The organism is Schlesneria sphaerica, from assembly GCF_044336245.1.
GTDB lineage: Bacteria > Planctomycetota > Planctomycetia > Planctomycetales > Planctomycetaceae > Schlesneria > Schlesneria sphaerica.
On sequence record NZ_CP172346.1, the window covers coordinates 1,901,069 to 1,925,343 of the forward strand.

Annotated in this window: 18 protein-coding genes, 1 tRNA gene and 1 pseudogene; 6 read left to right on the forward strand and 14 right to left on the reverse strand. The window is 55.7% G+C overall.

Annotation, left to right across the window (positions count from 1 at the left end; translation table 11 throughout):
* Nucleotides 1-40: 40 nt before the first annotated feature.
* Nucleotides 41-181: a hypothetical protein gene (locus ACGY09_RS07030; protein WP_397571003.1), complete on the reverse strand. Its 141-nt coding sequence runs from the start codon at nucleotides 179-181 to the stop codon at nucleotides 41-43.
* A gap of 247 nt (nucleotides 182-428) precedes the next feature.
* Here ACGY09_RS07030 and ACGY09_RS07035 point away from each other — a divergent pair, with 247 nt between their 5' ends.
* Nucleotides 429-2,207, forward strand: coding sequence for a DEAD/DEAH box helicase (locus ACGY09_RS07035; RefSeq protein ID WP_373650978.1), 1,779 nt, complete (start codon nucleotides 429-431; stop codon nucleotides 2,205-2,207).
* 462 nt (nucleotides 2,208-2,669) lie between these two features.
* Here ACGY09_RS07035 and ACGY09_RS07040 read toward each other — a convergent pair whose 3' ends face one another.
* Nucleotides 2,670-3,302: a riboflavin synthase gene (locus tag ACGY09_RS07040; protein WP_397571004.1), complete on the reverse strand. Its 633-nt coding sequence runs from the start codon at nucleotides 3,300-3,302 to the stop codon at nucleotides 2,670-2,672.
* A gap of 743 nt (nucleotides 3,303-4,045) precedes the next feature.
* Here ACGY09_RS07040 and ACGY09_RS07045 point away from each other — a divergent pair.
* The 3 genes from ACGY09_RS07045 (at nucleotide 4,046) to ACGY09_RS07055 (ending at nucleotide 6,926) form a co-directional block, all read left to right on the forward strand.
* Nucleotides 4,046-4,267, forward strand: a complete 222-nt coding sequence (locus ACGY09_RS07045; RefSeq protein ID WP_373650976.1) for a hypothetical protein — start codon at nucleotides 4,046-4,048, stop codon at nucleotides 4,265-4,267.
* Between the two features lie 503 nt (nucleotides 4,268-4,770).
* A tRNA-Ser gene (locus tag ACGY09_RS07050) sits at nucleotides 4,771-4,857 on the forward strand.
* 551 nt (nucleotides 4,858-5,408) lie between these two features.
* Complete coding sequence (locus tag ACGY09_RS07055) at nucleotides 5,409-6,926, forward strand: sulfatase (protein WP_397571005.1); 1,518 nt, start codon at nucleotides 5,409-5,411, stop codon at nucleotides 6,924-6,926.
* Nucleotides 6,927-7,229: 303 nt separating this feature from the next.
* Here the strand turns inward: ACGY09_RS07055 and ACGY09_RS07060 are convergent, their stop codons facing one another.
* Entirely contained in the window at nucleotides 7,230-8,630 is a 1,401-nt protein-coding gene (locus ACGY09_RS07060) for a dihydrolipoyl dehydrogenase family protein (protein WP_397571006.1), read from the reverse strand.
* A 1,306-nt stretch (nucleotides 8,631-9,936) separates the two neighbouring features.
* Here ACGY09_RS07060 and ACGY09_RS07065 point away from each other — a divergent pair.
* On the forward strand, nucleotides 9,937-10,293 hold the full coding sequence (locus ACGY09_RS07065) for a transposase (RefSeq protein WP_397571007.1): 357 nt from the start codon (nucleotides 9,937-9,939) through the stop codon (nucleotides 10,291-10,293).
* A 40-nt stretch (nucleotides 10,294-10,333) separates the two neighbouring features.
* Here the strand turns inward: ACGY09_RS07065 and ACGY09_RS07070 are convergent, their stop codons facing one another.
* From ACGY09_RS07070 to ACGY09_RS07120, 11 genes and pseudogenes are all read right to left on the reverse strand, one after another.
* Nucleotides 10,334-10,654, reverse strand: coding sequence for a transposase domain-containing protein (locus ACGY09_RS07070; RefSeq protein WP_397571857.1), 321 nt, complete (start codon nucleotides 10,652-10,654; stop codon nucleotides 10,334-10,336).
* Nucleotides 10,649-11,284 (reverse strand): annotated as a pseudogene (gene tnpC / locus ACGY09_RS07075) (IS66 family transposase); the annotation flags it as partial. The gene ACGY09_RS07070 and the pseudogene tnpC, both read right to left, overlap by 6 nt.
* 13 nt (nucleotides 11,285-11,297) lie before the next feature.
* Complete coding sequence (locus ACGY09_RS07080) at nucleotides 11,298-11,780, reverse strand: hypothetical protein (RefSeq protein WP_397571008.1); 483 nt, start codon at nucleotides 11,778-11,780, stop codon at nucleotides 11,298-11,300.
* A 431-nt stretch (nucleotides 11,781-12,211) separates the two neighbouring features.
* Complete coding sequence (locus ACGY09_RS07085) at nucleotides 12,212-12,451, reverse strand: hypothetical protein (RefSeq protein ID WP_397571009.1); 240 nt, start codon at nucleotides 12,449-12,451, stop codon at nucleotides 12,212-12,214.
* A 324-nt stretch (nucleotides 12,452-12,775) separates the two neighbouring features.
* Nucleotides 12,776-14,026, reverse strand: a complete 1,251-nt coding sequence (locus ACGY09_RS07090) for an IS4 family transposase (protein ID WP_397569312.1) — start codon at nucleotides 14,024-14,026, stop codon at nucleotides 12,776-12,778.
* Nucleotides 14,027-14,261: 235 nt separating this feature from the next.
* Nucleotides 14,262-15,884: a hypothetical protein gene (locus ACGY09_RS07095; RefSeq protein ID WP_397569182.1), complete on the reverse strand. Its 1,623-nt coding sequence runs from the start codon at nucleotides 15,882-15,884 to the stop codon at nucleotides 14,262-14,264.
* 367 nt (nucleotides 15,885-16,251) lie between these two features.
* The gene (locus ACGY09_RS07100) at nucleotides 16,252-17,577 is read right to left on the reverse strand and encodes a transposase (protein ID WP_397571010.1); all 1,326 of its coding nucleotides are present in this window, start codon (nucleotides 17,575-17,577) and stop codon (nucleotides 16,252-16,254) included.
* A 1,972-nt stretch (nucleotides 17,578-19,549) separates the two neighbouring features.
* Nucleotides 19,550-20,695 carry a ZIP family metal transporter gene (locus tag ACGY09_RS07105; protein ID WP_397571011.1) on the reverse strand — a complete coding sequence of 382 codons (1,146 nt, stop codon included), beginning with the start codon at nucleotides 20,693-20,695 and terminating at the stop codon, nucleotides 19,550-19,552.
* 3 nt (nucleotides 20,696-20,698) lie between these two features.
* Nucleotides 20,699-20,887 carry a hypothetical protein gene (locus tag ACGY09_RS07110; RefSeq protein WP_397571012.1) on the reverse strand — a complete coding sequence of 63 codons (189 nt, stop codon included), beginning with the start codon at nucleotides 20,885-20,887 and terminating at the stop codon, nucleotides 20,699-20,701.
* Entirely contained in the window at nucleotides 20,887-21,429 is a 543-nt protein-coding gene (locus ACGY09_RS07115) for an inorganic diphosphatase (protein WP_373650971.1), read from the reverse strand. The genes ACGY09_RS07110 and ACGY09_RS07115 overlap by 1 nt, the downstream gene beginning before the upstream one ends.
* Before the next feature lie 447 nt (nucleotides 21,430-21,876).
* Nucleotides 21,877-22,557, reverse strand: coding sequence for a hypothetical protein (locus ACGY09_RS07120; RefSeq protein WP_397571013.1), 681 nt, complete (start codon nucleotides 22,555-22,557; stop codon nucleotides 21,877-21,879).
* Between the two features lie 1,101 nt (nucleotides 22,558-23,658).
* Between ACGY09_RS07120 and ACGY09_RS07125 the strand changes: the two genes are divergently transcribed.
* On the forward strand, nucleotides 23,659-24,210 hold the full coding sequence (locus ACGY09_RS07125) for an RNA polymerase sigma factor (protein ID WP_373650969.1): 552 nt from the start codon (nucleotides 23,659-23,661) through the stop codon (nucleotides 24,208-24,210).
* Nucleotides 24,211-24,275 lie beyond the last annotated feature (65 nt).

Below are 24,275 nucleotides of genomic sequence, written 5' to 3' on the forward strand. Positions count from 1 at the left end.
ACTTGCGCAACTGACGCCACTCCGGCATCAAAGACTGTCACTATTCCGCGACACAAGGAATCCCCACCAGCAGATGCAGTCCTTCCCGCAGATGGCCCCCTCCGCAACGGAACTTTTCGCCACGAGGATCAAATTCGGGAATTTTTTTCCGGGCCTGCAGACGTTCAACAAATTCAGTCAATCGCGTGTGACTTCACCGCCCCAGCCCTTTAACTCCACCAGCCGAGTCCCCCACCGCCTGGTGCGAGACCGGTTCAGATTGCTCAATCGTCACATTCGGACGGAAGGGGAATTCCCCCGCTGATCGGGACGGGAATTTCCATCGGCGACGCCTCAGGAAACTTGGATCGCTTGAACATTCGCACCCTACCCGCGCGATCAAATTTGCTTGCTGTGATGAAGACGCAAATCTCGGTATAGTTTTCGGCATGACACACAAACTTTTCTCCGATCTGGGCCTCTCGCCCGACCTTCTCAAATCCATCGAGCGAATGGGTTTTGAACAGGCCTCACCGATTCAGGCTGAGGCGATCCCACAGATTCTGACCGGCCGGGACGTGATCGGCCAATCTCAAACCGGTTCCGGTAAAACCGCTGCCTTCGGTATCCCGGCTGTGGAAATGGCCGACCCCACCAATCGTGACGTGCAGATCGTGATGATGTGCCCGACTCGCGAACTGGCCTCGCAGGTTGCCGAAGAAATCTCGAAACTCGCCCACTTCAAAAAGGGAATCCGCGAACTGCCGATCTTTGGCGGACAGAGTTACGAACATCAGTTTCGCGGACTGAAAGCGGGCCCGCAGATCGTCATCGGGACACCCGGCCGACTGATCGACCATATCAAGCAAGGCACGCTGAAGCTGAGCGGCGTCAAGATGATCGTCCTCGACGAAGCCGATCGCATGCTCGACATGGGCTTCCGCGACGACATCGAGAAGATCCTCGAAGCGATCCCCAGCGAGCGCCAGATCGTCCTCTTCTCAGCAACCCTGCCCCCTCCGATCCGCAAAATCATCGAACGCTTTACGAAGGACCCGATTACGGTCCGGATCGAAGCAACCGCGATGAGCGTCCCGGCGATCGAACAGTCCTACGTCGAAGTCGACTACCGATCCAAGACTGAGGTACTCTGTCGCCTGCTCGACCTGCACGATGTCCGCTACGGACTCGTCTTCGGATTCACAAAGATCCAGGTGGATACGCTTACCGAGGCGCTGACGGCGCGCGGTTACAGTTGCGACAAACTGCATGGCGACATGACCCAGCCGATGCGTGAACGAACCATGAAGCGGTTCCGTGAACGTAAAATCGACTTGCTCGTTGCGACCGACGTCGCAGCCCGCGGCCTGGATGTGGACGATCTTGAAATCGTATTCAATTACGAGCTGCCGCATGATGCCGAAGACTACGTACACCGCATCGGCCGGACGGGACGCGCCGGTAAAAGCGGCAAGGCCATCAGCCTGGTCAGTGGCCGCGAATTCGGACGGTTGCAGCAGATCATTCGTTTCACCAAGGCGAAGATCAACAGAGTCTCAGTCCCGCGACTTGAAGAGCTCGAGCTGAAACATGCCAGTCGACTCGTCGAGTCCCTGCATAACACGATCCAGTCGGGCGAGTTCAAGCCGCAGGACAAACTGCTGGAAGACCTGATCGAAGCAGGGCACGCTCCCGGCGAAATCATCTCCGCCCTGATGCACATGCTGGCGGGCGAAAGCAACCGAGCCCCCGAACGGATCGCCGAAGACGACCCGCGTCCTCCCCGTCGATCCCACCGCGATCATCCGTTCGATCAGCGAGACCAGCGCGGACCCAGAGGCGACCGCGACGATGGTCCGCCGCGAATGACCCGGCCACGTGAATCGACCGGTCGAGGCCAATACGACGGGCCTCCTTCGCGGGTTGACGATTCGGGAGTCTGGATCAAATTCAATGTCGGCGATAACGCCGGGGTCTCACCGGGCGACTTTGTCGGCTGCATCGCCAACGAGGCGGGTGTCCCACGTACCGTCATCGGAAACATTCAGATCCTCCAGACCGTCAGCTTCGTTCAGGTCGCTGCTGAGGCGGCAGAGCAGATTCTCGGTGCCGTTCAGGGAGTCCGCCTGCGAGGAAGACGAGTCCAGGCCATGCCCGGCACGCCCCCTCGTCGAGACTTCCGCCCCGGCCGGGACGAAGGACCAAACCGCCGCGGCAATCGCAACTAGCGATTCATTGCGAATAAGGCAGGCATGCCACTGTATGACCGTCCGCGGTCATGCAGTGCCCTGTCCTCGTGCAGTGCTCTGGCAGTCGCCTGAAATCAAATCACGGCAATCCACGAGCCCCTGATTCCATCGGCCTACTGGATTCATGCAGCCGCTCCCGCTTCCACAAAGAGCAGGGCGGCTGCTCGCGTTTCCCCATACAAAATTGGGTCGCCGAGGCCACGACCAGCACGAAGCCCCGGACTCGACCTTCTCACCACGCTCTGCCGTGATGACCGGAAAACAGGCTCCGAAGAATTTCACCTTTTCGCGAAGCCACAGACAGTCGAACTGGCGACAATCGCGAGTTCTGTCTGACTCGCGTAGGGGAGTTGGGGGGATGTGCCACATTCAGAACAGCCCTTGAGATGGGGAACCGCTTCACCTCGAACGACATCCCTGGCGGTCGTGCCTGCCGCGACATCAAATCGTCAGGAGACCCCGCTCCCCTGACAGAAACTTTCGAGCATATTTTCCCAAGATGTCCGTCTCGATGTTGACCGTTTGTCCGACCGCTCGTTGTCCCAATGTCGTGACGGACAACGTATGAGGGATCAACGCAATACTGAAGGTCGTCTCCTCGACGTTGACCAGCGTCAAGCTGACTCCGTCGACCGCCACCGAACCTTTCGGAACCATCAGTTCGCTGAGTGAAGCCGGCACCTGGAAGACCATGTTGACCCAGTCCGAATCTCTCTCTATCGACTCCACCGTGCCGACGCCATCGACGTGCCCCTGCACGAAGTGCCCTCCCAGTCGCCCGTTGACCGGCAGCGAACGTTCCAGATTCACCACGTCACCTGACTGAAGCTGCCCAAGGTTCGTCTTCGACAGCGTCTCGGTCCCGGCCTGAAACGACCAGTCTCCCTCCTCGATCGCGATCACCGTCAGACAACAGCCATTGATGGCAATACTGTCACCGCAGGCCGTCGGTTGTGAGCCAGCCTGACCCGGTGTCAACATTTCCGTGGGTGGCTTTAGCGTAATTCGAACTCCGGCCGGTTCCGGCACCAGCGATACGATCTGACCCAACCCCTCGACCAATCCCGTAAACATAAAAACAACTCATCAAATTTGAGAAGAAACAGGCTGCAACAATCACGTGCTTGTGGCTCCGTCCAATAGGTTCAGCGAGCACCCGACCCGTGACCACCAGCAGGAAACCACGCAGCGGACTCTGTCGCCAGGAAGCGCGGCATCAGCCCCAGGCTGGAACAGACCCTCCGCAAACTCGCGAATGGTCCCCAGCCTGACACAACTGTCGGTCAAACAGAGCTGATTTGCAAAGGAGACACCTTATTGCCCCATCCAAGTGGGCCGCTGTGTTCTCATGTGGATCGATATCTTCGGTTATCCGACAACCGCTCGTTACGGTCGGCACAAATTGTCTAACCGATCACCGCAGAGGCAGAGCTACCCGAGCTATTTCCACCAGCGCCAGCATGGATCTGACGGAATTGGAAGCAACACTGCCGTCACGCGCGATGAGCTTTAAGACACCGTTTCCGAGACCACACCGTTGAAGAGGGGGTCACTATCCCCAGTGGAAAAACGAGGTTGCAGCAGAAATCAAGCTTCGCGGATGCATCCCGCTGGCAGGCAGAGAAAATTTTATTGCCGCTGAGGGGGTAGGGTCTAGAATCAAAAGTTCTCAAACTTCCAGCCTCTATCGAGCAAGGTATTTCATGTCCACTTTCGATAGTCGAGACGGTGATCGCGCTCTTCGCAACTCGCTTACCAGATGCATTCAGGGTCGCGACCAGGACTTCGCGGAATTCCGCTCGCATTACGAACGCCTCATGAAAGATGAGCGTCAGCAGTTGCGAGACTGGATCGAAAAAGTCGCCGACCTTCAGGACGCCCCCGTCTACCTGTTCATCAAAGCAAGCGTTCAGCTCATGGATGGAAACAGCGAAGACAGCGTCAACATCACCCTTTTCCCAAGGAAACTGCTGAGCGCAATGGACGCCTGGGATCATGACGAAATCTTCGAAGACAGCCTCGTCGATTGTATGGGATGAGAAGAGCCTGCATCTCTGTGCCTCTGGGCTCCTGGGCCACATCAACGCCCTTCAGCACGCTTCTTAGTGTTCTCAGTTCCGCTGAGTGACATTGCCGGTTGACCGCTTCCACCACTGCAAGCGCGACCTTCCAACCCGGCCAATGACCGGATGAAATGATTCATCCCCGACCACTCGTCTGGATGGCTTTTTCTTTCGCAAGACTGCGCACGACGCAATTTCTTGCCACGACTCTGATCTCGCGCCCAAAGTCTGTCCCAACGGTCACCATCCCGCGAACGGTTTGTCCGGCAGTTTGGGTTTGCCCCCGGCAAAAGTTTCGCTAGAATCCGCCACGCATCACCCATGTTCGCAACGGTGGGTGACGTCGCTGACACCGACCGCCTGAACTGCCCGGTGTCAGTGGATCCCTGTTTTGCCAGATCCGGGTCAACGAACGTCCGTTGAGGTATGAAGATACCGCAATCGACCAACTTGAACTGGATATCAGCAAGACGGACCCCGGAGAGGTGACAGAGTGGCCGATTGTGCTGGACTCGAAATCCAGTGTGGTAGCAATATCACCGTGGGTTCAAATCCCACCCTCTCCGCTTGATATCAGTTAAAACAAACGCCCCTTGGACCCCGTGTCCAAGGGGCGTTTGTTTTGCCCCCTCCCAAGGTAGTCACCCAGGTATTCCCAGAGCAGCAGTCTACTTGTCGCCTTCCCCTTTGGATCGAGACTGAACCTGTGCCTGACAGTGCATGCTCCATCGTGCTCCAAGGCCCGTACCGAGGCGTGGAGTCGCCAACAACTGGGAGTCGCTAACAAAGACGAGCGCGTTCAACGCAACTCAAGGGGTAGCGCGGGTTGCACGGTCCTCTGGGCTACCCGCGTGCGAAGCACGAGAGGTCACCCACCATCAGACCCTAAAGGATCCGTACTCAGCTATTGAGTGGTGCGACAGATCTCCCTTCGACCAAGCGGCCCCTCCAAAGCCCCCCAAGTCAGCAAAAAGATCCGCAACTGGAACCTGTCGGAAACCCGAAGTGACCGAGTCATTCACGGTCGCGTGCAGAAGTGCCATTCTTGCCAACACCGTCGCACGTGTGAAACAATGCATGCGTCGCGAGATCTCTTGTCGTAAAACCCTGCGGAATCATGATGACATCCAAGCTACAAATCCTCCTGACGCGTGTTGCTCTGCTGACATTTCTGCAACTGCTCGCCAGCACGTCTGTGCGTGATGCCGTCGGAGCAGATCCGTCCGCCAAGCCGAACATCATTTTCATCATGGCAGATGACCTGGGCTACACAGACGTGGCCTGCTTCGGCAGCCAATACTACGAAACGCCGAACATCGACCGACTCGCGGCGCAGGGAACCAGACTCCTGAATCACCACCATTGCCAGAATTGTGCGCCGTCCCGGGCGGCGATCCTGAGCGGACAATACGGAGCTCGCACCGGGGTTTATACCGTGGGAGGAATCGATCGCTTCGACTGGAGCAAACGCCCCCTGCGGCCTGTCGACAACGTCACGAACCTCCCTCTTGATCGCGACATTATCCCGAATCAACTGAAAGCTGCCGGCTACGTAACAGGCATGTTTGGCAAATGGCACCTCGGCCAGAAGGGGGAATACCTTCCCCAGAACCGCGGTTTTGACGAAGCCATCGTCTCTGCGGGCAAGCATTTTGACTTTAACACCGAACCCAAGACCGAATACCCCAAGGGAGAATATCTCGCCGATTTCCTTACCGATAAGGCGGTCGATTTCATCAAGCGACACAAGGACAAACCCTTCTTCCTCTACCTGCCCCATTTTGGCGTCCACTCTCCCCATCAGGCCAAGGCAGAACTGATTGAAAAGTTCAAAGGAAAATCTGCCGTCGAAGGCCACAACAGCCCTACCTACGCCGCCATGATTGCATCGGTGGACGAGAGCGTTGGTCGCGTGATGGAGACGCTGGATGAACTGAACCTGGCGAAAAACACAATCCTCATCTTCACCAGTGATAATGGTGGAGTGGGTGGGTACGACCGACCAGACGGCCTGGAACGCGAACCAGGTGCCAAAGGGAAGGCAAACAAGGCCAACAAGAGAAAGAAGGCGAAAGGTGCCGACGACGACGATGCCGGCATCACCGACAACGCGCCGCTCCGCAGCGGAAAAGGGAGCCTCTATGAGGGTGGAACTCGCGTCCCCTTCGTCGTCCGCTGGCCCGGTGTGACCAAACCGGGATCGTCATCGAACGTGCCAACCATCCATGTCGACCTATTCCCGACCCTCCTTGAAATCGCCAGTGCTCCGCAGCCACGGCAGACACTCGATGGAGAAAGCCTGGTCAAATTATTCCGGGATTCCGCGGCCAAACTGCAGCGAGATGCAATCTTCGCACACTTCCCCGGCTACCTCGGCTGGGGCGACGGACACTGGCGGACGACACCTGTGAGTCTCATCCAGACAGGCGACTGGAAACTGATGGAGTTTTTCGAGGATGGCCGCCTGGAACTCTACAACCTCACCGACGACATCAGCGAATCAAAAAATCTCGCCAAATCCGAACCCGCCAAGGTCAAGGAACTCCACGACCGCCTCATCGCCTGGCGCGCTGAAGTGAAGGCCCCGATGCCAACGAAGAATGACGGCAAAACAGCGAAATTAACCCGGGAATAACGTCGACCTAATCGCCCCACCCGTGAATTTTCGGCTACACTGAGCGAATGACGGCCTATTCGCAGGCATGGTCCTGCTCCTGGCTGGGAAAGGCCAGGACATATCAGCCAGGGCACAGCGCCGCAGAGCGACGCCCCGGAAAAGCCCTGTGGTTTTCCTATGCCTTGTTACGGGCACAACAAACCGCCCAAGCGGGATTTCGTGTCTTATTGACACTTCACAGACTGTTTCGACGGTCGGTAACCGATGTGTACCACCGACGAACTGAGAATTTCGGCCGAAATGCAATCTCCCGCCGCCTCTTCACAGAATTCGGAGGAACTCTGCCGTCATCGTGGGGTAACTGAACAGCATTGCCTTCAAATCCGTGGCGGTCATACGGACTTGAATGGCGAGCGCGAAGAGGTTGATCACTTCCTCTGCGTGAGGTCCCAGCAAGTGGGCACCTAAAATTTGCTCCGTCTCGCGATCTACGATGATTTTACAGCCAGCGGCAGGGGCGCATAGCTTTCGAACCTCGCCCTTAGTTGAAAGATCTTGAAAGCGGATGTCGACATCGTACCCCTTGTGTCGCGCTTCTGCCTCTGACAACCCTGCTGCAGCCAGTGGTGGTATAGAAAATACCACTTGAGCTACACATCCAAAGACGACCTTGTTCTTCGGTTGATCGGTACCTTGTGCCTTTGCTGGACTGATTTTTCTTGACGCATGGTCGGAAATAATGTTCTTGGCGGCAACGCGGGCGGACTCGTTCGCCGTGGGGGTTAACATGGGAACTCCACTGTCGGCGCAGTCTCCCGCAGCATAGACCGCCGGATTGGATTTGCTCTGGAGGAATTCGTTCACCACAATCCCGCGCGTCCCGTGGTCCACTCCGCCAGCTTCCAAATTCATTCCGCCGACATTTGCCACCCGACCTCCTCCATGGACGATCATGTCGGTCATCCGGGTCACGGTCCCGCTGGACGTCCTCAGCGTTAATTTCTTGCGACCTTCGACGAGTTGAATCGAGGTGATCTCTGTTTCGGTCAGAATTTCAATTCCCGCTGCCCGGCAAGTCTTCTCCAGCAACTGAACGAGATCTGGATCAAACGATTTGAGCGGCAACTCGTTGCGATCAACAATTGTGACGGACGACCCTGCAAGCGCCGCCACACTCCCAAACTCGAACGAGATGAAGCCCCCTCCCAGGAACACCACGTCTGCGGGAAGAGGATTGATTTCCATGAAATCATCGCTGGTTACGATCAGATCTTCTCCAGGGATCTTCAGCGGAACTGGACGTGCACCGACACCAATGAAGACGTTCTCCGCTTCGAGAAGCATATCGCCCAAGCGAATCACGTTTTCGCTTTCGAATTGGGCAGTTCCCTTGAATGTCTCAATACCTAGCTTACGGAGCTTTTCTTCGGTGAGTTCGGGCACCGGCTCCGTAAACTCGCGCTGAAACGCGACCAAGTCACTCCATTCTAGATGTGACTCACTGCCACGAGTGAGGCGACCTCGTGCGCGTTGGAATTGGTCAACCAGACTGGCAGCGTTGGTGAAGACTTTCTTCGGGTTGCAACCCCGCAGCGCACACGTCCCCCCAAGTTCGCGCGACTCCACGACAGCAACCTTTAATTTTTCCTTGGCGCAAGTGGTCGCAACGGTGAGAGCAGCAGGGCCACTGCCGAGACAAATCAGGTCAAACTTGTGATGCAATTCGAGTCCCTTTCTCGACGTCGAATGACGCCCTGAACGAAAATCGTCAATCGGTGAAATGGCGTTGATGGCGAGTTCTCGCTGACGCAACCGCACCTTATCCAAAGCGGCAACCTAGATTAATAAAGGGTGGTCGCCACCAGCAATACGCTCCATGACAGTCAGTAGAAGCGACGGCAGCAGGAATTCAGGCTGATCAAGTCATCCAACTGTGATGAGAAGAAGCGAGAATCAACCAGCCCCTGAGACTGATCTCCGTCCATCCCCCGCGGGCATAGCGACACAGCGGGCATAGGGGCACCGTTTCATCTGGTTCCCGGAAAGGTGGAAATTTAGCCCGTTCATGAACAAGTCGAAAGAACTGACTTCGACATCATTGGAAACCTTGTTGCACCGGCGTCTCCAGAGCAACTAGTCCCTGATTGACTCCACCGAACCCGTCTGGCAGGCACGCTACTAAGGGTTCAACATTTGGTCGCGGGCCAAGGTGGAAGAAAACTAAAACTGGACTCCAGGCACATGAATCCCGTTCGGGCCGGGTTGGTAGAACGAGCCAGGGACTGGCCGTCGAGTTCGGCTCGCTGGTACTTTCAACAGAAATCTGCTGGTTTACCGATTCGGTAGTCGCCTGATTTGGAAGCGGATGATAAATTTACCTCGGATGTGGAATGGCCAGCCGACGAGATTGCATCTTGTACCTCCGGCACCCGACCGCCCTCAACAGGCGGTCGGGCCACACAGCGTCACTCGACCACCGAATGCGTCCGGAAACGCTTCAATCACTGGAGAGAAACGAATGTCTCGCTGAGCAGTATTTCAGCGAACACAGTCCCTCACGTGAGCAGCCAATGAGCAGGAGCTTGCTGCCGCCCAAAGGAAATCAAGCATGGGAAAGGGTGGAGACTACGAAAGCGCCGACAGCAATTCAGGCAACATTCCACCGACCGGAGTTAAGGAAACATCCAACTCATACGAGCGACCTGGCCATGTTGACACATTAGCCGTGGTTTTGATCACTACTGGACTCACGACGTGGGGTGCAATGGAGCTTCACTTGCGTTACGGTGTTTGGTTTGTTCTCTCGATACTCATCGTTGTCGTACCTGCATTCGCCGTGAGCGCATGGCTTGTTACCGGAGTAGTAAATTTACTCAATCTGATCATTTCGTTTCTTAACCGTTTTTTGTCGGGGTAGAACATACGCTAACGGGGACGTGCCGGTAGCCTCCTCTGAAGTGCAGTGAAACTATGAAGGAAGAGTCGAGCCGAAGAAAAGAAATGACAGTAGTCGGGTGGATAAGTAAAGATGATTGTTACGTCACTAACAAATCCGTCTCACTTGTACACAAGGAAAACCATCACGCTTTTCGTCGGCGTCGACCTCCACAAACAAACTATCACAATGGTGGCCGTGAATGCGACAAGGAAAGTTCACTCGCGAAAGCGTTTTTCGAATCTGGATACAGCCGCCAATGTTGCCCACTTGAAGTCTCTGGGCGAGTGCCTGGTTACGGTGGAAGCCACGGCGAGCTATAAGTGGTTCGTCGCCGCAATTGAACCTCATGTGAAACGCGTGATCCTCGCGCACCCTGGGAAGCTGCGAGTGGTTGCTCAGAGCGCTCGCAAGAGTGATAACATGGACGCCCGTGTTCTCGCAGAGTAAGCGCACGGTGAAGAAGGCCCCCGTGGATGAGAATGGGGGTTCAGCGTTTCTTTCTCTTGTTGGCTTTTTGCTGTTTGGACCTTTGGCGTTCTTTTTTGCGGATCGTTTCGATCTTCCAGCGGTGCTCGGGATGGGCCTTCAGCCATTGATCGGGGAGCAGGCCTGTCAGGTCGGGGGGATCTGCTCCCGTGCGTAGTCGTTTGGGGAGTTCCTCTAGGACCGCTCGCAGCCAGTGCCACGGTTCTACCTCGCAGTACTTGGCACTGCCGACCAGACTGAGCAGGATCGCAGCGCGATGACCTCCCTGTTCGCCGCCGACGAACAGCATGTTCTTCCGCAGGATGGCGGGGGGCTTCATCATCCGCTCCGCCAGATTATTATCGATCTGCAGTGCACCGTCGTCGGTGTAGCGGCAGGTCGCCTCCCACTGATTCAGTGTGGAGGTGAAGGCCTGTCCGATCGGACTCTTGGGGAGTACCTGGTTTTGCTCTTCGTTCAGCCAGCCGCGGAAGGTCTTGAGAATCCCAACCGCATGCTGCTCGCGTGCGTCACGCAGTGAGGCACCGGTCAGCCCTGCCGCTTCGAATTCTGTTTCTAGTTGATACAACCGTCAGATGTAGCCCAGCGCTTCGTACGCTCGACGCGCATCGGTGTGACTGGCCTCCTGCCAGTACCGGCGGCAATGCGCCATGCAGGCGACTTCCATCACCCGTTGTTTGGCATAGACCTTGTCGTATCCGCTGAAGCCATCCGCCTGCAGATAACCCGAGAAGCCTTCCAGAAACCGGGACGGGTTCCTCCCAGCGCGGGTCAGGCTGAATTCGTAGGCCACGTACGGATGGGCGGGATCGCCGATGTATGTCCAGAACTTGCAGTTCTGGCACTGACCTTCGGACAGCATCTTGATGCTCGTGTCATCCGTATGGATCACTCCCGATTGCCGCACGCGCTGGCACAGCAAGTCGTACAAGAGCGTCAGCAGATCGGCCATCGAGGCAACCCAGTCACACAGCGTGCTCCGCCGCAGCGTGCCATCGAGTTTGGGGATCCAAGGATGGTTTTGCCCGATACGATCCCCGATGAATCCTACTATGCAGATCGACGATCCGCGTTTCGAAATCTTCGGCGTACTCGGTCCACGTCTCTCCATTAATGCCGGGGGCGGCGTTCTTCCTCAAGTCAAAGAAACTGGCCTTCAACAATTCAGGAGTGACATTGTTCAGCAGATTGTTAAACCTCGCTTTCTTATCTTCTCGTGCCGTTTCTCGTACGCCCAGCAACCCACGCGACTTGGCAACCCGGCTCTGTGTCTGGACCAAGAGCGGCTGAGAGGCGTTCTCCTTGGTCAGTCTCCTTCCCTCTACAGGTTCCTCAGCCGTTGGCTGTCCGGCGTCGTTCACCCGCTTCTGCGGTACTACGAGACTGTCTGACTTCCCGGAAACGTGCATGTCGGCCTTGTGGCCACTCGCCTTCTCCGACCGATCCATCTCTAATGTGAGGGATGTTTCCGGGATCTCCCAGCTTGCGCGAGAATTGTTTCCGTCCGTGCATGTGGTCCTGGACTCCGTGGAGGTGGGATCGGACTCGCCAATATCGTTCGATCCGACTATTGCCTTCCCCTTGACACAACAAGGTCGACCATCACAAAAAGTTGATTTCGGAGCTCAATACACAACCCGGACTTTCCCCTGTGAACGCTTCGACTGCACAGTTGCCCATACAGACGCATCACTCGGGGCCAAGGCGACTGGCTAGATCTTACCTCGTACGAAACTTGCATTCGCTACAATCCTCCGGCTAGTGCTGGCGCACTGTGTCCCCATGGGTACTTTTCCTCATGCTGTGTCCCTTTTTGTGTGTGAGCATAGACTTTTGAATTATTGTCCTTCGTAAAGTGAAAAATACGTCTTTTCGCCCTTTACGTACTACTTAACCCTGTATTACCACGAATAAGCTCTAGATCTTCATCTATATAAGGCCATAGCTCGAGATTGCCATCCTGAAACACTAAAAGAACGCCCCCTGTCTCATAACAGCTAAAGTCTCTTGCATCGTTAGTATGCTTGAGTAGTACGCTTTCGACAATCGCCTGTTTACCGCCAGCGAGAACAGCGTCTCCAGCGCAAATCCTCTCGCCAGTTAAATAATAGAACTGCATTCCGCCCTCCATATACCGCCCTCCATATACCGCCCTCCATATACCGCCCTCCATATACCGCTGAGCGAGATAGCTCAGCACCGCGGAGGAGAAACAGGGACACAGCCAATACTGTTCGGCACGAGAATTGATGTGGCTCGTCTGTATCCTGGATTCGTTCTTTCTGTAGCTGTTCACGCCCGGTCAATCCCGCGAAGCAAGGAGTTCGGCGCGACGTGAGACTAGTATTTAGTGGTTGTCGATTAGGATGTTTATATAGGCGCGCACCCGTTCTCATCGCGGAATGTAGTTCACGCGGAACGGATCTCTTATCAAAGACTCACGTCAGGAAGACGCGGTCTTAAGCTTATCGATGTGTCCTTGGATCTCATCGAAGTCGACCCAGCCGATCAGGTAAAAGCACAACAGCTCAAACGTCCGCTTGGTCGGCATGCGTCCGGTGTAAAGCAGAATCAAGAGGCAGGCGATGAGCGCGGAGTAAATCTGAATCTCGACACCTTGCTGTCGGGTACTCAGCAGGTGGCGGCAGCCCAGCAGGTGCTTGAACATGCGGAAGAAGAGCTCGATCGTCCAGCGAAGCTGATACATCTCTGCGATCAGTTCTGCGGGGACGTCCAGCAGATCCGTGGCGATTCTCAGGGTTCCATCGCTGCTGGGGGCTGTACTGGAGAACTTGCGTCCCCGGCGTCGACCGCGGCTGGTGTGAGCGGAGCAGCGGACGGAGATCAGCCTCAAGGTATGGTTGGTTCGTGTCTTCTTGTGTCGCAATTCGATGATTTGGTCAGCCTGAACTCCAGCAGCCGTCGCTTCGGGCGTGAGCGGTCGTTCTTCAATTGTCTCATACGCCAGCCTGTCACGGACTCGACAGACATAACTGCTTCCAGCGTTATGGATCTTATTCCAGAGTCGGAACGTCATGTAACCACGATCGATAACATAGCAGTGGTCTGGTTCGATTGTCCGCTCCAAAACTTTTCGTTCGTCCGCATCTCCCTTCGGGTTGGCTGAGGTGGCTTCAATCCGCTTCGGAAGACCACGCAGGATTTCAAAATGTGTATGCAGGCGATAGCCGCACGTTGGTTTCTCGGAACAGTTGGTGATCCAGGCGAGTCGGGCGATCCGTGCCAAGGTGGGAATCACTGAACCATCCACAGCGACCAGAGTCTTACCCAGCCCTCGGAAGCGCTCCGGGGCTGGTGCGTCGGGCAACTGGTCAGCCAACTCGCGAGCAATCTTTTTGAGCGGTTCAGGATCAAAGAGCTTCACCGATTCGGAGAGGGAGCCCAATGACGTTCGAGGGATCTTGAGTCTCTGCTGGATCTTCTTCAGCTGCGACACCTGCTGCAGGCCACGCAGCGAGTCGACGATGGGAGAATAGAACCAGAGCAGCACCAGCGTGCAATACTGGTCCATGTGCAGCTGTCGATTTCCCGCTGTATCCCGTGCGGTTCCAACCGCATGTAAACGCTTCAGGAAGGGCCTCAGCACCCGAAAGTACTTCAGACCATGAATATTCTTGGCCGAGATCTTCGGCGCTGGTTCGTCATCCGAGTCGGGAGCTTGCTCTTTTGGCATCCGGGCACGCTGACATGGCAGATAAACTGACCAAATGACGGGCAAAAATGCCCCTCTGGCATCTTGCAATCAGTATCTTGGCCATGCGCAAATGGCGTGCCGAACAGTATTGGGACACAGCATATTCTGTTGACAATTGCTACACAAGATCGATAGCGTTGAAGTCCAGCCATTCCCGGAGTGATGCTGTCTTGAGCCGGGTGCAACCCCGTTTTGCGTTCGGTGAAACTCTTGATTACAGGGTGTTTTGTGGACTCGCGGTTTGGGGTTCAACTTTGCAGGACATCAGTTGGGGTGTCCATTGCCAGGTGGCGAGGTGATGTTTCTTGGTCCAAGCTCGCATTCGTTTGACCTGTTCATCCCAACGGCGACTGATCACCAAGGCGCGCAGTTGCAACATTTCTTCCGCGTGATGTTCTCGCCAGAAGACGCCGTTTCCTTTCAGCCGCAGGTTGATGACTCGGCGGATACTGCTTTCAATGGCACCGCTTCCCAGGGGGAGACCGCAGCGACGAAATTCGGCATAGTTCAATCGTCCCGCATCCCCGTGTCGCTGGAGGTAGTTCAATTCGGTTTGAAGTTCCGCGTTGGTGGGTTCGTCTTCAGCAAACACTCGTAGTTCCTGGACGACGTATTCCCATTCTCCGTTACGTAGTCGCGTGCGAAGATCCCGATACAGGGGCATCCGCTGTTCCGTGGTCACGCCGAGCGTGGCTAACGCTCGTGAGATATGATGCACGGCATGGCAGGTATCCAGAACCTGATGAATCACGACCTCCTTCGGAATCCGCGCTTGAGCCACGATTTGATCGACGCGGTCCCAGATCCAGACCGCTCCATCACTGACAAAGGTCAGGCTCAGTGCCTTGGCTGCTCCCAGGCGATGCAAGTGCATGGCAACCAGTTCCGCCATAGCGTCAGGTCCCGCAAACGTCCCATCCATTGTCATGCGTGACTTCTTCTCCAGGCGCCCCTGCTCATCATGAATGAAGATCGTCATCAACTTGGGTTCGCGCCATTCGCCATCGAACGTCCGTTTTGCGAGGCGCTTAGAGCGTCCCGGCGCATCACTGATAATCAAACCGTCTTCGTTGAGTTGTTCTGCATGAGGCGTTGCCGCTCGCAGTTTTCCACGGAGTTTCGTCCGGCCGCCGTCGATCTGGATCGACACACGCTTCCCCGACAGTTCGTTTGTCGATGCCAAAGTTCCAGCACGCCAGGAGGCCAATTCTGCCGTTCGTAGCTTCAGCAGTTTCTCACCGCACTGCTGAGAAATCCGCCGCACCGTTTTGAGATTGAGCGACAGTCCCTGACGCTCCAGTTCCTCACAAGCCAGTTCAAACGAGGGACACAGAGCCGACTGCCGAGAGACCGTACTCTCCAGCCCGGGAGAGACTTTCTTTCCCAGCCCGAATTGCACCTGTTCAATCTGTAGGCCCGAGACTGATTCTTCCTTCTGCAGACCATTCCCGCGACGACGACTCGCTTCACAGTAAAGCGACGTGATCCACATGACCACGCCCCCCAGAAGCCGAACCGACATCTTTCGATCACGCCCCTTGGATAGCGGAATCGAATAGTCTTGTCGCGTCTGCTCGGCGGCAGCGGCAAATTCCGGTGTCTGCATCACGACTGATGCCAAGCCCGCCACGACCATCCCCGCACCCCGCGCGAACTCCCGCTGGACTTCCAACTCAAGGGCTTCCAGACTCAGCGGGTCTCCTTTCAGACGACGTTCCCACTCCCCCAGCTTCGGAAACACCTCGCCACTGAATCGGAAGAGCATCTCCGAAACGGATTTAATAAACTCACCATCCCGACCGTCCAAGGAAATCCCTCCCATTCGACCGCCCTCCATTGCGATCTCGGTGCCGAATCCATCCAATCCTCGATTGGACAACAGCAGGGAAGAATAACACAGACTCAGAGATCACTCAGCAAATAATCACTTCTCCGTACTCGACCGCAAAACGGGATTGCACCCCTTGAGCCTGATTGTGAGGCGATTTCGGCAGTGGCGCAGATGCAGATGGTAGAATGGGGCAAAGAGGTGTAATTCATCGGCATTATCGCCACGAACGGCGATGTATTCTTTGTGCTAATGCCGCGTGAGGTTACCTCAATTTCGTTGTTGTAAGGGCGTGTTGCGCACGTTGCCCTGGACCCTCCCCATCCTTGGGGCGGCCGCATGATCTTCCCTGGTGTGATGCGTGGACGGTTGTGGGTTACGAGCTATTGACCGGGGTGGGGAAATCTTCGAAGCCTCGAATGATTCTTCGGTAGAGTTGCTCCATGTCTTCAAAGGGAGCGGTAAAGAAGAGGGCTCGCAGTCGTTCCCATAAAGCCCGCTTGCTTTTCATCGCTGCATAGGCGGCACGGAACAGCGGACAAGCCAGTTGCGATGTCTGATCCACCAGAAACGCAAGCATCATCAACATCATCAGGACGGTGGACAGATGCTGGAATCCATGCCCGTAGTTGTGCTCAAAATGGTAGTCCTGATTCTTGAGTGTGTTGAACGTTTCGTTCTCAATCCGCCACCGGGCGCGACCTCCTCGCTCGATCAGTGGGAGCATCATTTCCCTGGGTTCCACGGGCAGGTCCGTCACCCAACTGAATGTGGTCGATTTCTTCCCCTTTTCGACGGTGCACGAGACAAAATTGACCATCAGGTCCGGGTGGGCCGCGTTCAGCGGGAGTTGCGCCACGGCGGTGTAACTCTTTCGCTCACTCTTGTGGGGGTCATCCGTTTGCCACGTGATCGCAGTCCCGTCATCAATGGCTTGTGTTGCTTGCTCAAACAAAAGCGCGTGGTCCCCCGGCTTGGCCCCCAGAATAAAATGCATGTCATGAGCACGCAGGTCCTGAATGTGCGGTCCATTCGAGGCCAACCCATCTTCTGTGACGATGAATCCCAGGTGCGGATGGTCTTTTCGAACGTGACTCAAGAGACGTCGCGAAGCGTTCCGTTCACAGTCATTCTTCTCCGTGCCATCTTGGCGAATGATCGGTTCCGGGCACAGCGGGATCACTTCACGAATGTCGGGATGGACGATCACCGCTGCCACGGCAGCATGCGAATAGGTGATCCGGCCCGACTGCGAGTGCTTCTCCAGGCACGATGTGCAATGGACCTTGTCGGACGAGAAATAGCCTGTCCCATCGCACGCGAGCAGATAGCAATTCTTCCAATAGGCAAACCGTTCCAGAATCTTCCCCCGTTGCACGCAGCGAAACACATCCGCGAACGCAGGGCGAATTTCCTCGGGGGCGACGCTATCCAGAATTTCCCGCATCCGGGTGTCACTCGGAGTACGTCCAATGTGATAGAACCGCCCGATGTTGGGGTTCTTACGTTCTTCTTCAAACGCCAGCAAGGACGGGCATTTCAGGGAGAACATCGCGAACGCCGACATCAACGCATCCGACAGAGGAATCTCGACGAGTCCCCGTCGTGGATCCTTCACGAAAGAGAATCTCTCTTGAACCACACGGATCAGCGCGTTTGTCGACAAATGCTTCCGCGCCTTAATGCCTTCTCGCGATTCCATTCATCACCCCGCAGTTCCTAACAGCGGAAATCAGAGTATCAAGACCACGAAAATCCTACCCGATGTTTACGAAAGGGGCGGCCAATATCGCTCGATTTTCAGCCTTTTTCTGACCTCCGGGAATTGCTGCCCTTTACCTACTACTTAACCCTGTATTACCACGAATCAGCTCTAGATCTTCATTTATATAAGGCCACATCTGGAGATCGCCATCCTGAAACGCTAAAAGAACGCCCCCTGTCTCATAACAGCTAAAGTCTCTTGCATCGTTAGTATGCTTGAGTAGTACGCTTTCGACAATCGCCTGTTTACCGCCAGCGAGAACAGCGTCTCCAGCGCAAATCCTCTCGCCAGTTAAATAATAGAACTGCATACCGCCCTCCATATACCGCCCTCCATATACCGCCCTCCATATACCGCTGAGCGAGATAGCTCAGCAGCGTTCATCGCACCAACCATAGGTTCCATGCGCGCCTATTCTACCATCATATTGGTGATCTGTATCGGCTTATGTGCAGAAGGATTAATTCTGCATGAATCAATGTACACGTCCAATCCGCAAGTGACAGCTGGCGCAAGCGCCGCACATTCAAAAGCAATTCTGAGTACGATCCGACACGAACTGGAAGGGCAGACATTGCCGCCTGTCGAATCGCCCCGGCCGCTCAATGAATTGGTCGGACGGGAAATTCCCTGCATCGAAAGCATCCGTGTAATGACGCAATGGCATACGCCGGCGACTGGACTGTTCCGCATCGAACGGTGCCCCCAAAAGATTTGGGTCGTTGGCCAGGATGGAACAACACAACAGCTTGAAATGCGATCTCTCTGAGCCGTTGTCGAATGATCAACATTCTCGCAGGAGGCACGGGCATAGGGCACAGCATCTATTCTTGCAAGAACTTCCGGAGTCGGCATGAGTCAGAAGTCGAATTGCATGTCTGGCCTCCAGGCGACAGGACTGGGATTGTATCCGGCGCGGTGGCTCCCACCGCGCTACCGGTGCCAGCCTCTGAATCGCGCGGGCCTTGAGGCGGAGAAACTCACGGTGTTAGCATTGGAACGCATCTTCTTTCTCGCCGATGGGATGAACAAAACCGCTGTGCCGTAAACCTCACTTAATTGCCATGCTGATGCATTCGGTCGTGATTCTGCTCTCTGCCTCGGTGCTGTGCCTCGTAACCGCACCGCTGTTGTTGCTTCTCAGGCAGACCAAACAGCTCCGAATCGACTGGTCGTTGTGCATCTGCTTGGCAATTATCCTGGTATTTTTTGGATGCGTTGGCCTGACGAACTGCGAGCAAATGTCATCCGCTGTGTAGGTGAGGTGCATAGCCGGCAATTCGCGCTGGAGCGGATGCGGCAATTCCCCGCATGGGACGATCAAGAAATTAGCGCCGGGTGACGCCGACGACTTCCTGGCCTCGCCTTCATTCGAGACCGGGGCATGCGCCGTCTTCCAAATGTATGGATGCTTGGACTCGCGGTGTTGCTTTCGAGCGATCACACTGCTCGCGTTGAAAGATCGCGCGTCTCAAGATGCGGACGGACGGGAGTTCGGAAGAGGCCTTGCATGCTATGGAACTTATTGCGCCGATGTCGAATCACAGTCACCCCAGCCCGCGGCTGGCCAACTGGCCAGCCCCTTGGCCAGTCGGTGGCCAGTCCCATGTTGTTGAGCGAAAACACGTTATGTGTTTTCAAGGGGACTGGCCAGCTGGCCAGCGGAACCCAGTCTTCCCACGTTTCTCACGTTCATGGCGGCAAACGTGACGTTCCCCCACCTGCGAATCGGCGGGTCGCCAGGAGGATGCTCGGTCCGCCTCGTTGGAGTTGGAATGAAGCACACTAAGGATGCCCACCGTTGAACAAGCTGAGCTTCTCTTAGGTCCCTGAAACACAGGGTTCGTTCACGGTGAGCAGCTATTTGCAGTGTGCCTTTCGTCGGGCGGGCTACTGAAATACGCCTGCGTCAGTGACGGTGGCCGCTCGGGCCGTGACTGTGATCGTGGTCATCCTGGCCCTGGTGGGGGGCCTGCTGGTGGCCATGTGTGTGCGGCTGATGTCCATGGGAATGCGGTGGTTCGAGGAAACCGATGCCCCAGGCGGTCGCAACACCCAACAGCAGCCAGGCTGACAACTTCAACCGATCGTGGGAATGGAACTGGACCTCGGGAAGCAGGTCACTGAGCGAAATACAGATGAAGACCCCCGCCGACATGGCAAGTGCCGCGGCAACGACGTTCTCTTGAACGCCGGAGTAGGCTTGAATGCCGAAGTAGAAGAGGAATGCCCCCAATGGACACATCAAGGCATAGACAAGGTTGACCATCTGCATGGCACGTCGGGACCAGCCCCCCGCCGCCATCAGCGAGGTAATCGACATGGAATCGAGTGGTTTGTGCAGCGCAACACCCAGAAACGTCCCGAGTCCGAGCAGAACGAATGTCGTTGAACCCTGAAAATGAAGTGCATCCGCTTTCACATTCGCTGCCAGAGCAACACCATCGAGCAGAGTATGCAACGAGAGTCCCAGCAGAATGCCGATCCAGCTCGCCCCTTTCAGCGTGGCGGGCTCACCCGCCCCATGACTGTGTTCGTGACTGTGTCCATGTGAGTGGTCGTGCGCATGAGAATGGGCATGGTGATGATCATGACCGCAATCGTGGTCATGGTCGTGATCATGCGGGCTGTCTTCTTCCACGGGTCCGTGACTGTGAAAATGAAACATCCGCAACATGAAGAAAGTGAGCAGCAGCCCAAACATGAGCCAGCCCATACACCAGTCGAGTGCGAACGAATCGTGTCCATCTTCGGACGAGATCGCCGAAACGGCGTGGGGAAGCTGATGAAAAATACCGACGCCGAGCATGAACCCGCCTACGGCGCTGACCAGAATCTGCATGCGGGTATGGGTCATTCGAATCAGCAGCGGCACCATTCCACCGCACAGCGACGAAACGGCAATGAGACCGCAGTAGACCGCAAGCAAGAGGAGCGGCGACGACGCAAGCGCACCCGTGCCGACGGTCGATCCATCTGCGTCCACGGCCCCCAGCGTCAAGAATGGGGCGATGGAAACTGTCGGCCATGGATTCAAGAGGAGGAATGAACCCATTACTTATCCTTCGAAAAATACTTTCGACTGTCGAACCATGTCGCCGGTCACGATGAATGCGGCCAATCCACTGTCGTTGCTCGCTCGCCACGAAGAGAGCGATTCCAGTCGGCGAGCCGTACGACTCGCCGACATTCCGAATCTGGCAATCAATTCAATCACACCGGACGTCGAGTTCCTCAGACAATCCATTAACGAAATCCTCGTCGTCGTGAGAGACTGTATCGCTCAAGCGCCTCGAGGATGATGGGGAAGGCCGTTTTGGCTTCGGTCAGTTCATCGACTTCAACTGCTTTTCCTTCCAGGGTTTTATAGTCCTGGAAGAAGCGGCGGATCATGGTGAGTTTATGGGTCGGAAGTTCCGTTGCCTCACGAAAGGCGTTGTATTCAGGATCGTGAACAGCGACGGCGAGGATCTTATGATCCCGCTTTCCGCAATCGACCATTGTCATCAAGCCAATCGCCCGGGCTTCGACGAGGGTCAAGGGATCCACCGGTTCCTGACAGAGTACGAGGACGTCGAGAGGATCGTCGTCTTCCGCCAGAGTTTGGGGGATAAAACCGTAGTTAGCGGGGTAATAGACGGCCGAGTAGAGCATGCGGTCCAGACGAAGCAGACCCGTCGTCTTGTCGAGTTCGTATTTGACGCTGGAGCCTCGCGGAATTTCAATGACTGTCGTAAATTCCGATGGAAGGTTTTCTCCCGGCGTGACATCGTGCCAAGCGTGCGTCATTCCCAATTTCCCTGCGTTGTGATAATGCGAATTTGCTCCGGTCGAATGAACCGGAGACGGCGAGATCAGGTTCCCGGGTCAAGACGGGACAAGTCAAGACGATTTGGGCAATTCCTGGTACAGAAGTCACAGGATTTGATCACCGTACCACCGCCTGACCTCAAATTCGTTAGGGCCAGGAAGATTCCCCGGTCGCTCGGGTGCGGGAGTGTAACAGCCGGTGTATGTCCTGAAAACCGAACAGATTGGATACATTTGTTTTCCCGTATGGGACACCTTCCAGCAGAAGACAGGGGAACGCAAACAAGCCCAGGTCATAGACCCGGGCTTGTGATCGGTGAGTCATCGTGAGGAATTGAACCGGTTTCCGCAGACTTTCAGTTGAGTTGAAGTCCGACAGAAGCATGGACAGGCGACAGGGTCTCGGTCAGAGGTGTCTCACGAAACTCAGTAGGCCTTCACTGGTGACCAGACAGTCTGCTGGTTCCCGGCTGGTGGCTGAACTCGAGCGGCTCGGGCCACTGTGGGGGCCGCGGCGGCAGGAACGGTCATGGAAGGAGCGGGTGCCGAAACCTGCTGGATTGGCGAGGGAGCGGGAGTTCCGGGAGCACCGGGTCCCGAAATAATGTTGCCTGGCAGACGCTGAAACTCTTCATATGAAACCATTTGCGGCTGACCGCCTACTTGCGGAGGCAGATAGGAAGTGGACTCGGTCGGCGGCAGTGGTGCACTGCTGGGAGGAATTTCAGGAATCGTCTGAGGCGTTGAGGTGGGCGGTGCTACGTAGGTTGGAGTGCTCATCTGGGGCAGGGAAGTGGAGTACGAAGTCCCACCACCACCATTCGTGCAGTTACAGCCGCTGGGAGCGGGAACCTCGGACATAAATGGGGCGGCACAAGTCGCCGGGGCGGCACACGAGCTGATGATGGGTGACGCACAGGAAGGGGCGGCACACGAGCTGATCGGAGCCCCGCAGCCGCAACTGGAGACGGCACCAAAGTCGGTGTAGGAATCAAACGTGTTGTAACCACCACAGGCACAATGACATGCGGTGGGGAGTGTTGCATGGCTGAGGCAGCTATGAATGCGTGAGAATGGCCACATCCGGGAGATCGAACAGCGAGGCATCGCTGTAACTCCGCAGGGGTCACAAGGATCGGTCACGACGCAGCGGCTGCAACAACATCCAATTGAAGACAGCGTAAAGACCGAGACCATCAAGTATCGCAGTAGATTCATTCTGAAATCCTACCCATATTCAAGCAGATTCAATTCACCGAGACTCTGTCTCTGATAGGATCGGCCTGCCGGATTGTTAAACTTTAACGGTTGGGAGGATTTTTTCGAATTTTCTGAAAATTGGTGGTGGAATTCAGTAAAGAGGCTCAACTCGCTTAACGAAGGGCCTCAGAAACGATCTTCTTAAATTTTGGAGAAATCCGGAATTTCCGCGAACCAATCATGACGATCTGTGCTCTAATGCGACATCGCGGAAGAAATTGTTTCTCCGCCCGCCATTCGTGAGCGTGATCCACGAAGATCTCAGTATTGCGGACTGTTCCGAACACAGAATTTTTCTCTCGTTTCCCGGAGACTGCGGCGATCGCAGGAGGTTATCACGATGTCAAATGTCAATTGCATTCACAACGCCAACATCAACGCCAACGTCGGATTTGAAGCCGTCGTAGTCGTCGCCGGCCGCGCGAATGCCCATCGTGCCCTACCGACGAAATCCTGCGACACGTACCCAGTCAAAAAATGTCCGTATCGAATGTATCTGCCCTCGCCGCGCCTATCCGACTCGTCCTCTGAGTCTGAACTCGGCAGTGGGGAGCACATGCATCCGGTCGTACTTTGCCAACCACAAGATTCCTGGCGACAGAAACGTCGCTTTAAACGGGGATCGATGATGGGGCGAAGCATGCGGGGCGTCAGATCCACCATCAGTGGCTGAGCGCATTTGCGACAGGACATTTTTTATCGAATTCCGGTGAATCACTCTGACGGATCCCTTTGAGGTCCACGTCGAGTGTCTCATGCAAATGCTTCGAGCAAGCGTCGCCCCCGGCTGACGGCATTGTGCCGTAGTCGGATCGTGCCTATTTCCGCACAGGGTGTCGACGTTTGCCAGCGGCATTTGCATGGCATCACCTGAATTCGCCAAACCACTCCGCTCGCAGTTTTTGACGTGGAAAGCGTCGCTGCGTAGCTTTGGGAAACGAGCGAATAATGGACATAGACGAATACTTGCCGATTGTGTTAGAGGCTCAAGCAGGGAACCGGGCTGCTTTCGGAGAACTGGTCCGCCTGTTCCAGTCGACCGTTTATGCGATTGCGTTACGGCGATTGCGGAATCAGGCCGAGGCGTCCGAATTGACTCAGGACGTTTTCGTTCAGGCCATGCGAAAGCTGGATCAGTTACGTGAACCGGAACGGTTCCCCGGTTGGCTGAAGCGAATCACGGTACGGCTCGCCATTAACCGAGCAGTGCGGCGGCCCCCCGTGGTTTCTCAAGATCCAGTGACGCTCGTTTCGGTTGACGCAGAGGCACAGTCTCCTCTGGACGGCCTCATGTCTGACGAACGAGCAGACCAGGTTTGGGGGGGATTGAAGCGGTTACGAACACTCGATCGGCAGACCCTGGTGGCATTCTATTTTGAAGGCCAGTCTCTGATCGAAATGAGTGACCGTTTCAGAAGCCCGATCGGGACGATTAAGCGAAGGCTGCATACGGCCCGAATCCGGCTGCGTGAGGAACTGGCTCAGCTGCAACCTGTTTAATTTCATATTGTTACACAGTACTTCGACCGCGACGCCCGATTCGAAATGGCACGAATCGGGCTTTT

Coding starts and splice junctions, on each gene's coding strand:
- ACGY09_RS07035 (WP_373650978.1), top strand. CDS start 429: ATGACACACAAACTTTTCTCCGATCTGGGCCTCTCGCCCGACCTTCTC.
- ACGY09_RS07040 (WP_397571004.1), bottom strand. CDS start 3,302: ATGTTTACGGGATTGGTCGAGGGGTTGGGTCAGATCGTATCGCTGGTG.
- ACGY09_RS07045 (WP_373650976.1), top strand. CDS start 4,046: ATGAAAGATGAGCGTCAGCAGTTGCGAGACTGGATCGAAAAAGTCGCC.
- ACGY09_RS07055 (WP_397571005.1), top strand. CDS start 5,409: ATGATGACATCCAAGCTACAAATCCTCCTGACGCGTGTTGCTCTGCTG.
- ACGY09_RS07065 (WP_397571007.1), top strand. CDS start 9,937: ATGATTGTTACGTCACTAACAAATCCGTCTCACTTGTACACAAGGAAA.
- ACGY09_RS07070 (WP_397571857.1), bottom strand. CDS start 10,654: ATGATGAAGCCCCCCGCCATCCTGCGGAAGAACATGCTGTTCGTCGGC.
- ACGY09_RS07080 (WP_397571008.1), bottom strand. CDS start 11,780: ATGGATCGGTCGGAGAAGGCGAGTGGCCACAAGGCCGACATGCACGTT.
- ACGY09_RS07085 (WP_397571009.1), bottom strand. CDS start 12,451: ATGCAGTTCTATTATTTAACTGGCGAGAGGATTTGCGCTGGAGACGCT.
- ACGY09_RS07090 (WP_397569312.1), bottom strand. CDS start 14,026: ATGCCAAAAGAGCAAGCTCCCGACTCGGATGACGAACCAGCGCCGAAG.
- ACGY09_RS07095 (WP_397569182.1), bottom strand. CDS start 15,884: ATGGAGGGCGGTCGAATGGGAGGGATTTCCTTGGACGGTCGGGATGGT.
- ACGY09_RS07100 (WP_397571010.1), bottom strand. CDS start 17,577: ATGGAATCGCGAGAAGGCATTAAGGCGCGGAAGCATTTGTCGACAAAC.
- ACGY09_RS07105 (WP_397571011.1), bottom strand. CDS start 20,695: ATGGGTTCATTCCTCCTCTTGAATCCATGGCCGACAGTTTCCATCGCC.
- ACGY09_RS07110 (WP_397571012.1), bottom strand. CDS start 20,887: ATGGATTGTCTGAGGAACTCGACGTCCGGTGTGATTGAATTGATTGCC.
- ACGY09_RS07115 (WP_373650971.1), bottom strand. CDS start 21,429: ATGACGCACGCTTGGCACGATGTCACGCCGGGAGAAAACCTTCCATCG.
- ACGY09_RS07120 (WP_397571013.1), bottom strand. CDS start 22,557: ATGCCTCGCTGTTCGATCTCCCGGATGTGGCCATTCTCACGCATTCAT.
- ACGY09_RS07125 (WP_373650969.1), top strand. CDS start 23,659: ATGGACATAGACGAATACTTGCCGATTGTGTTAGAGGCTCAAGCAGGG.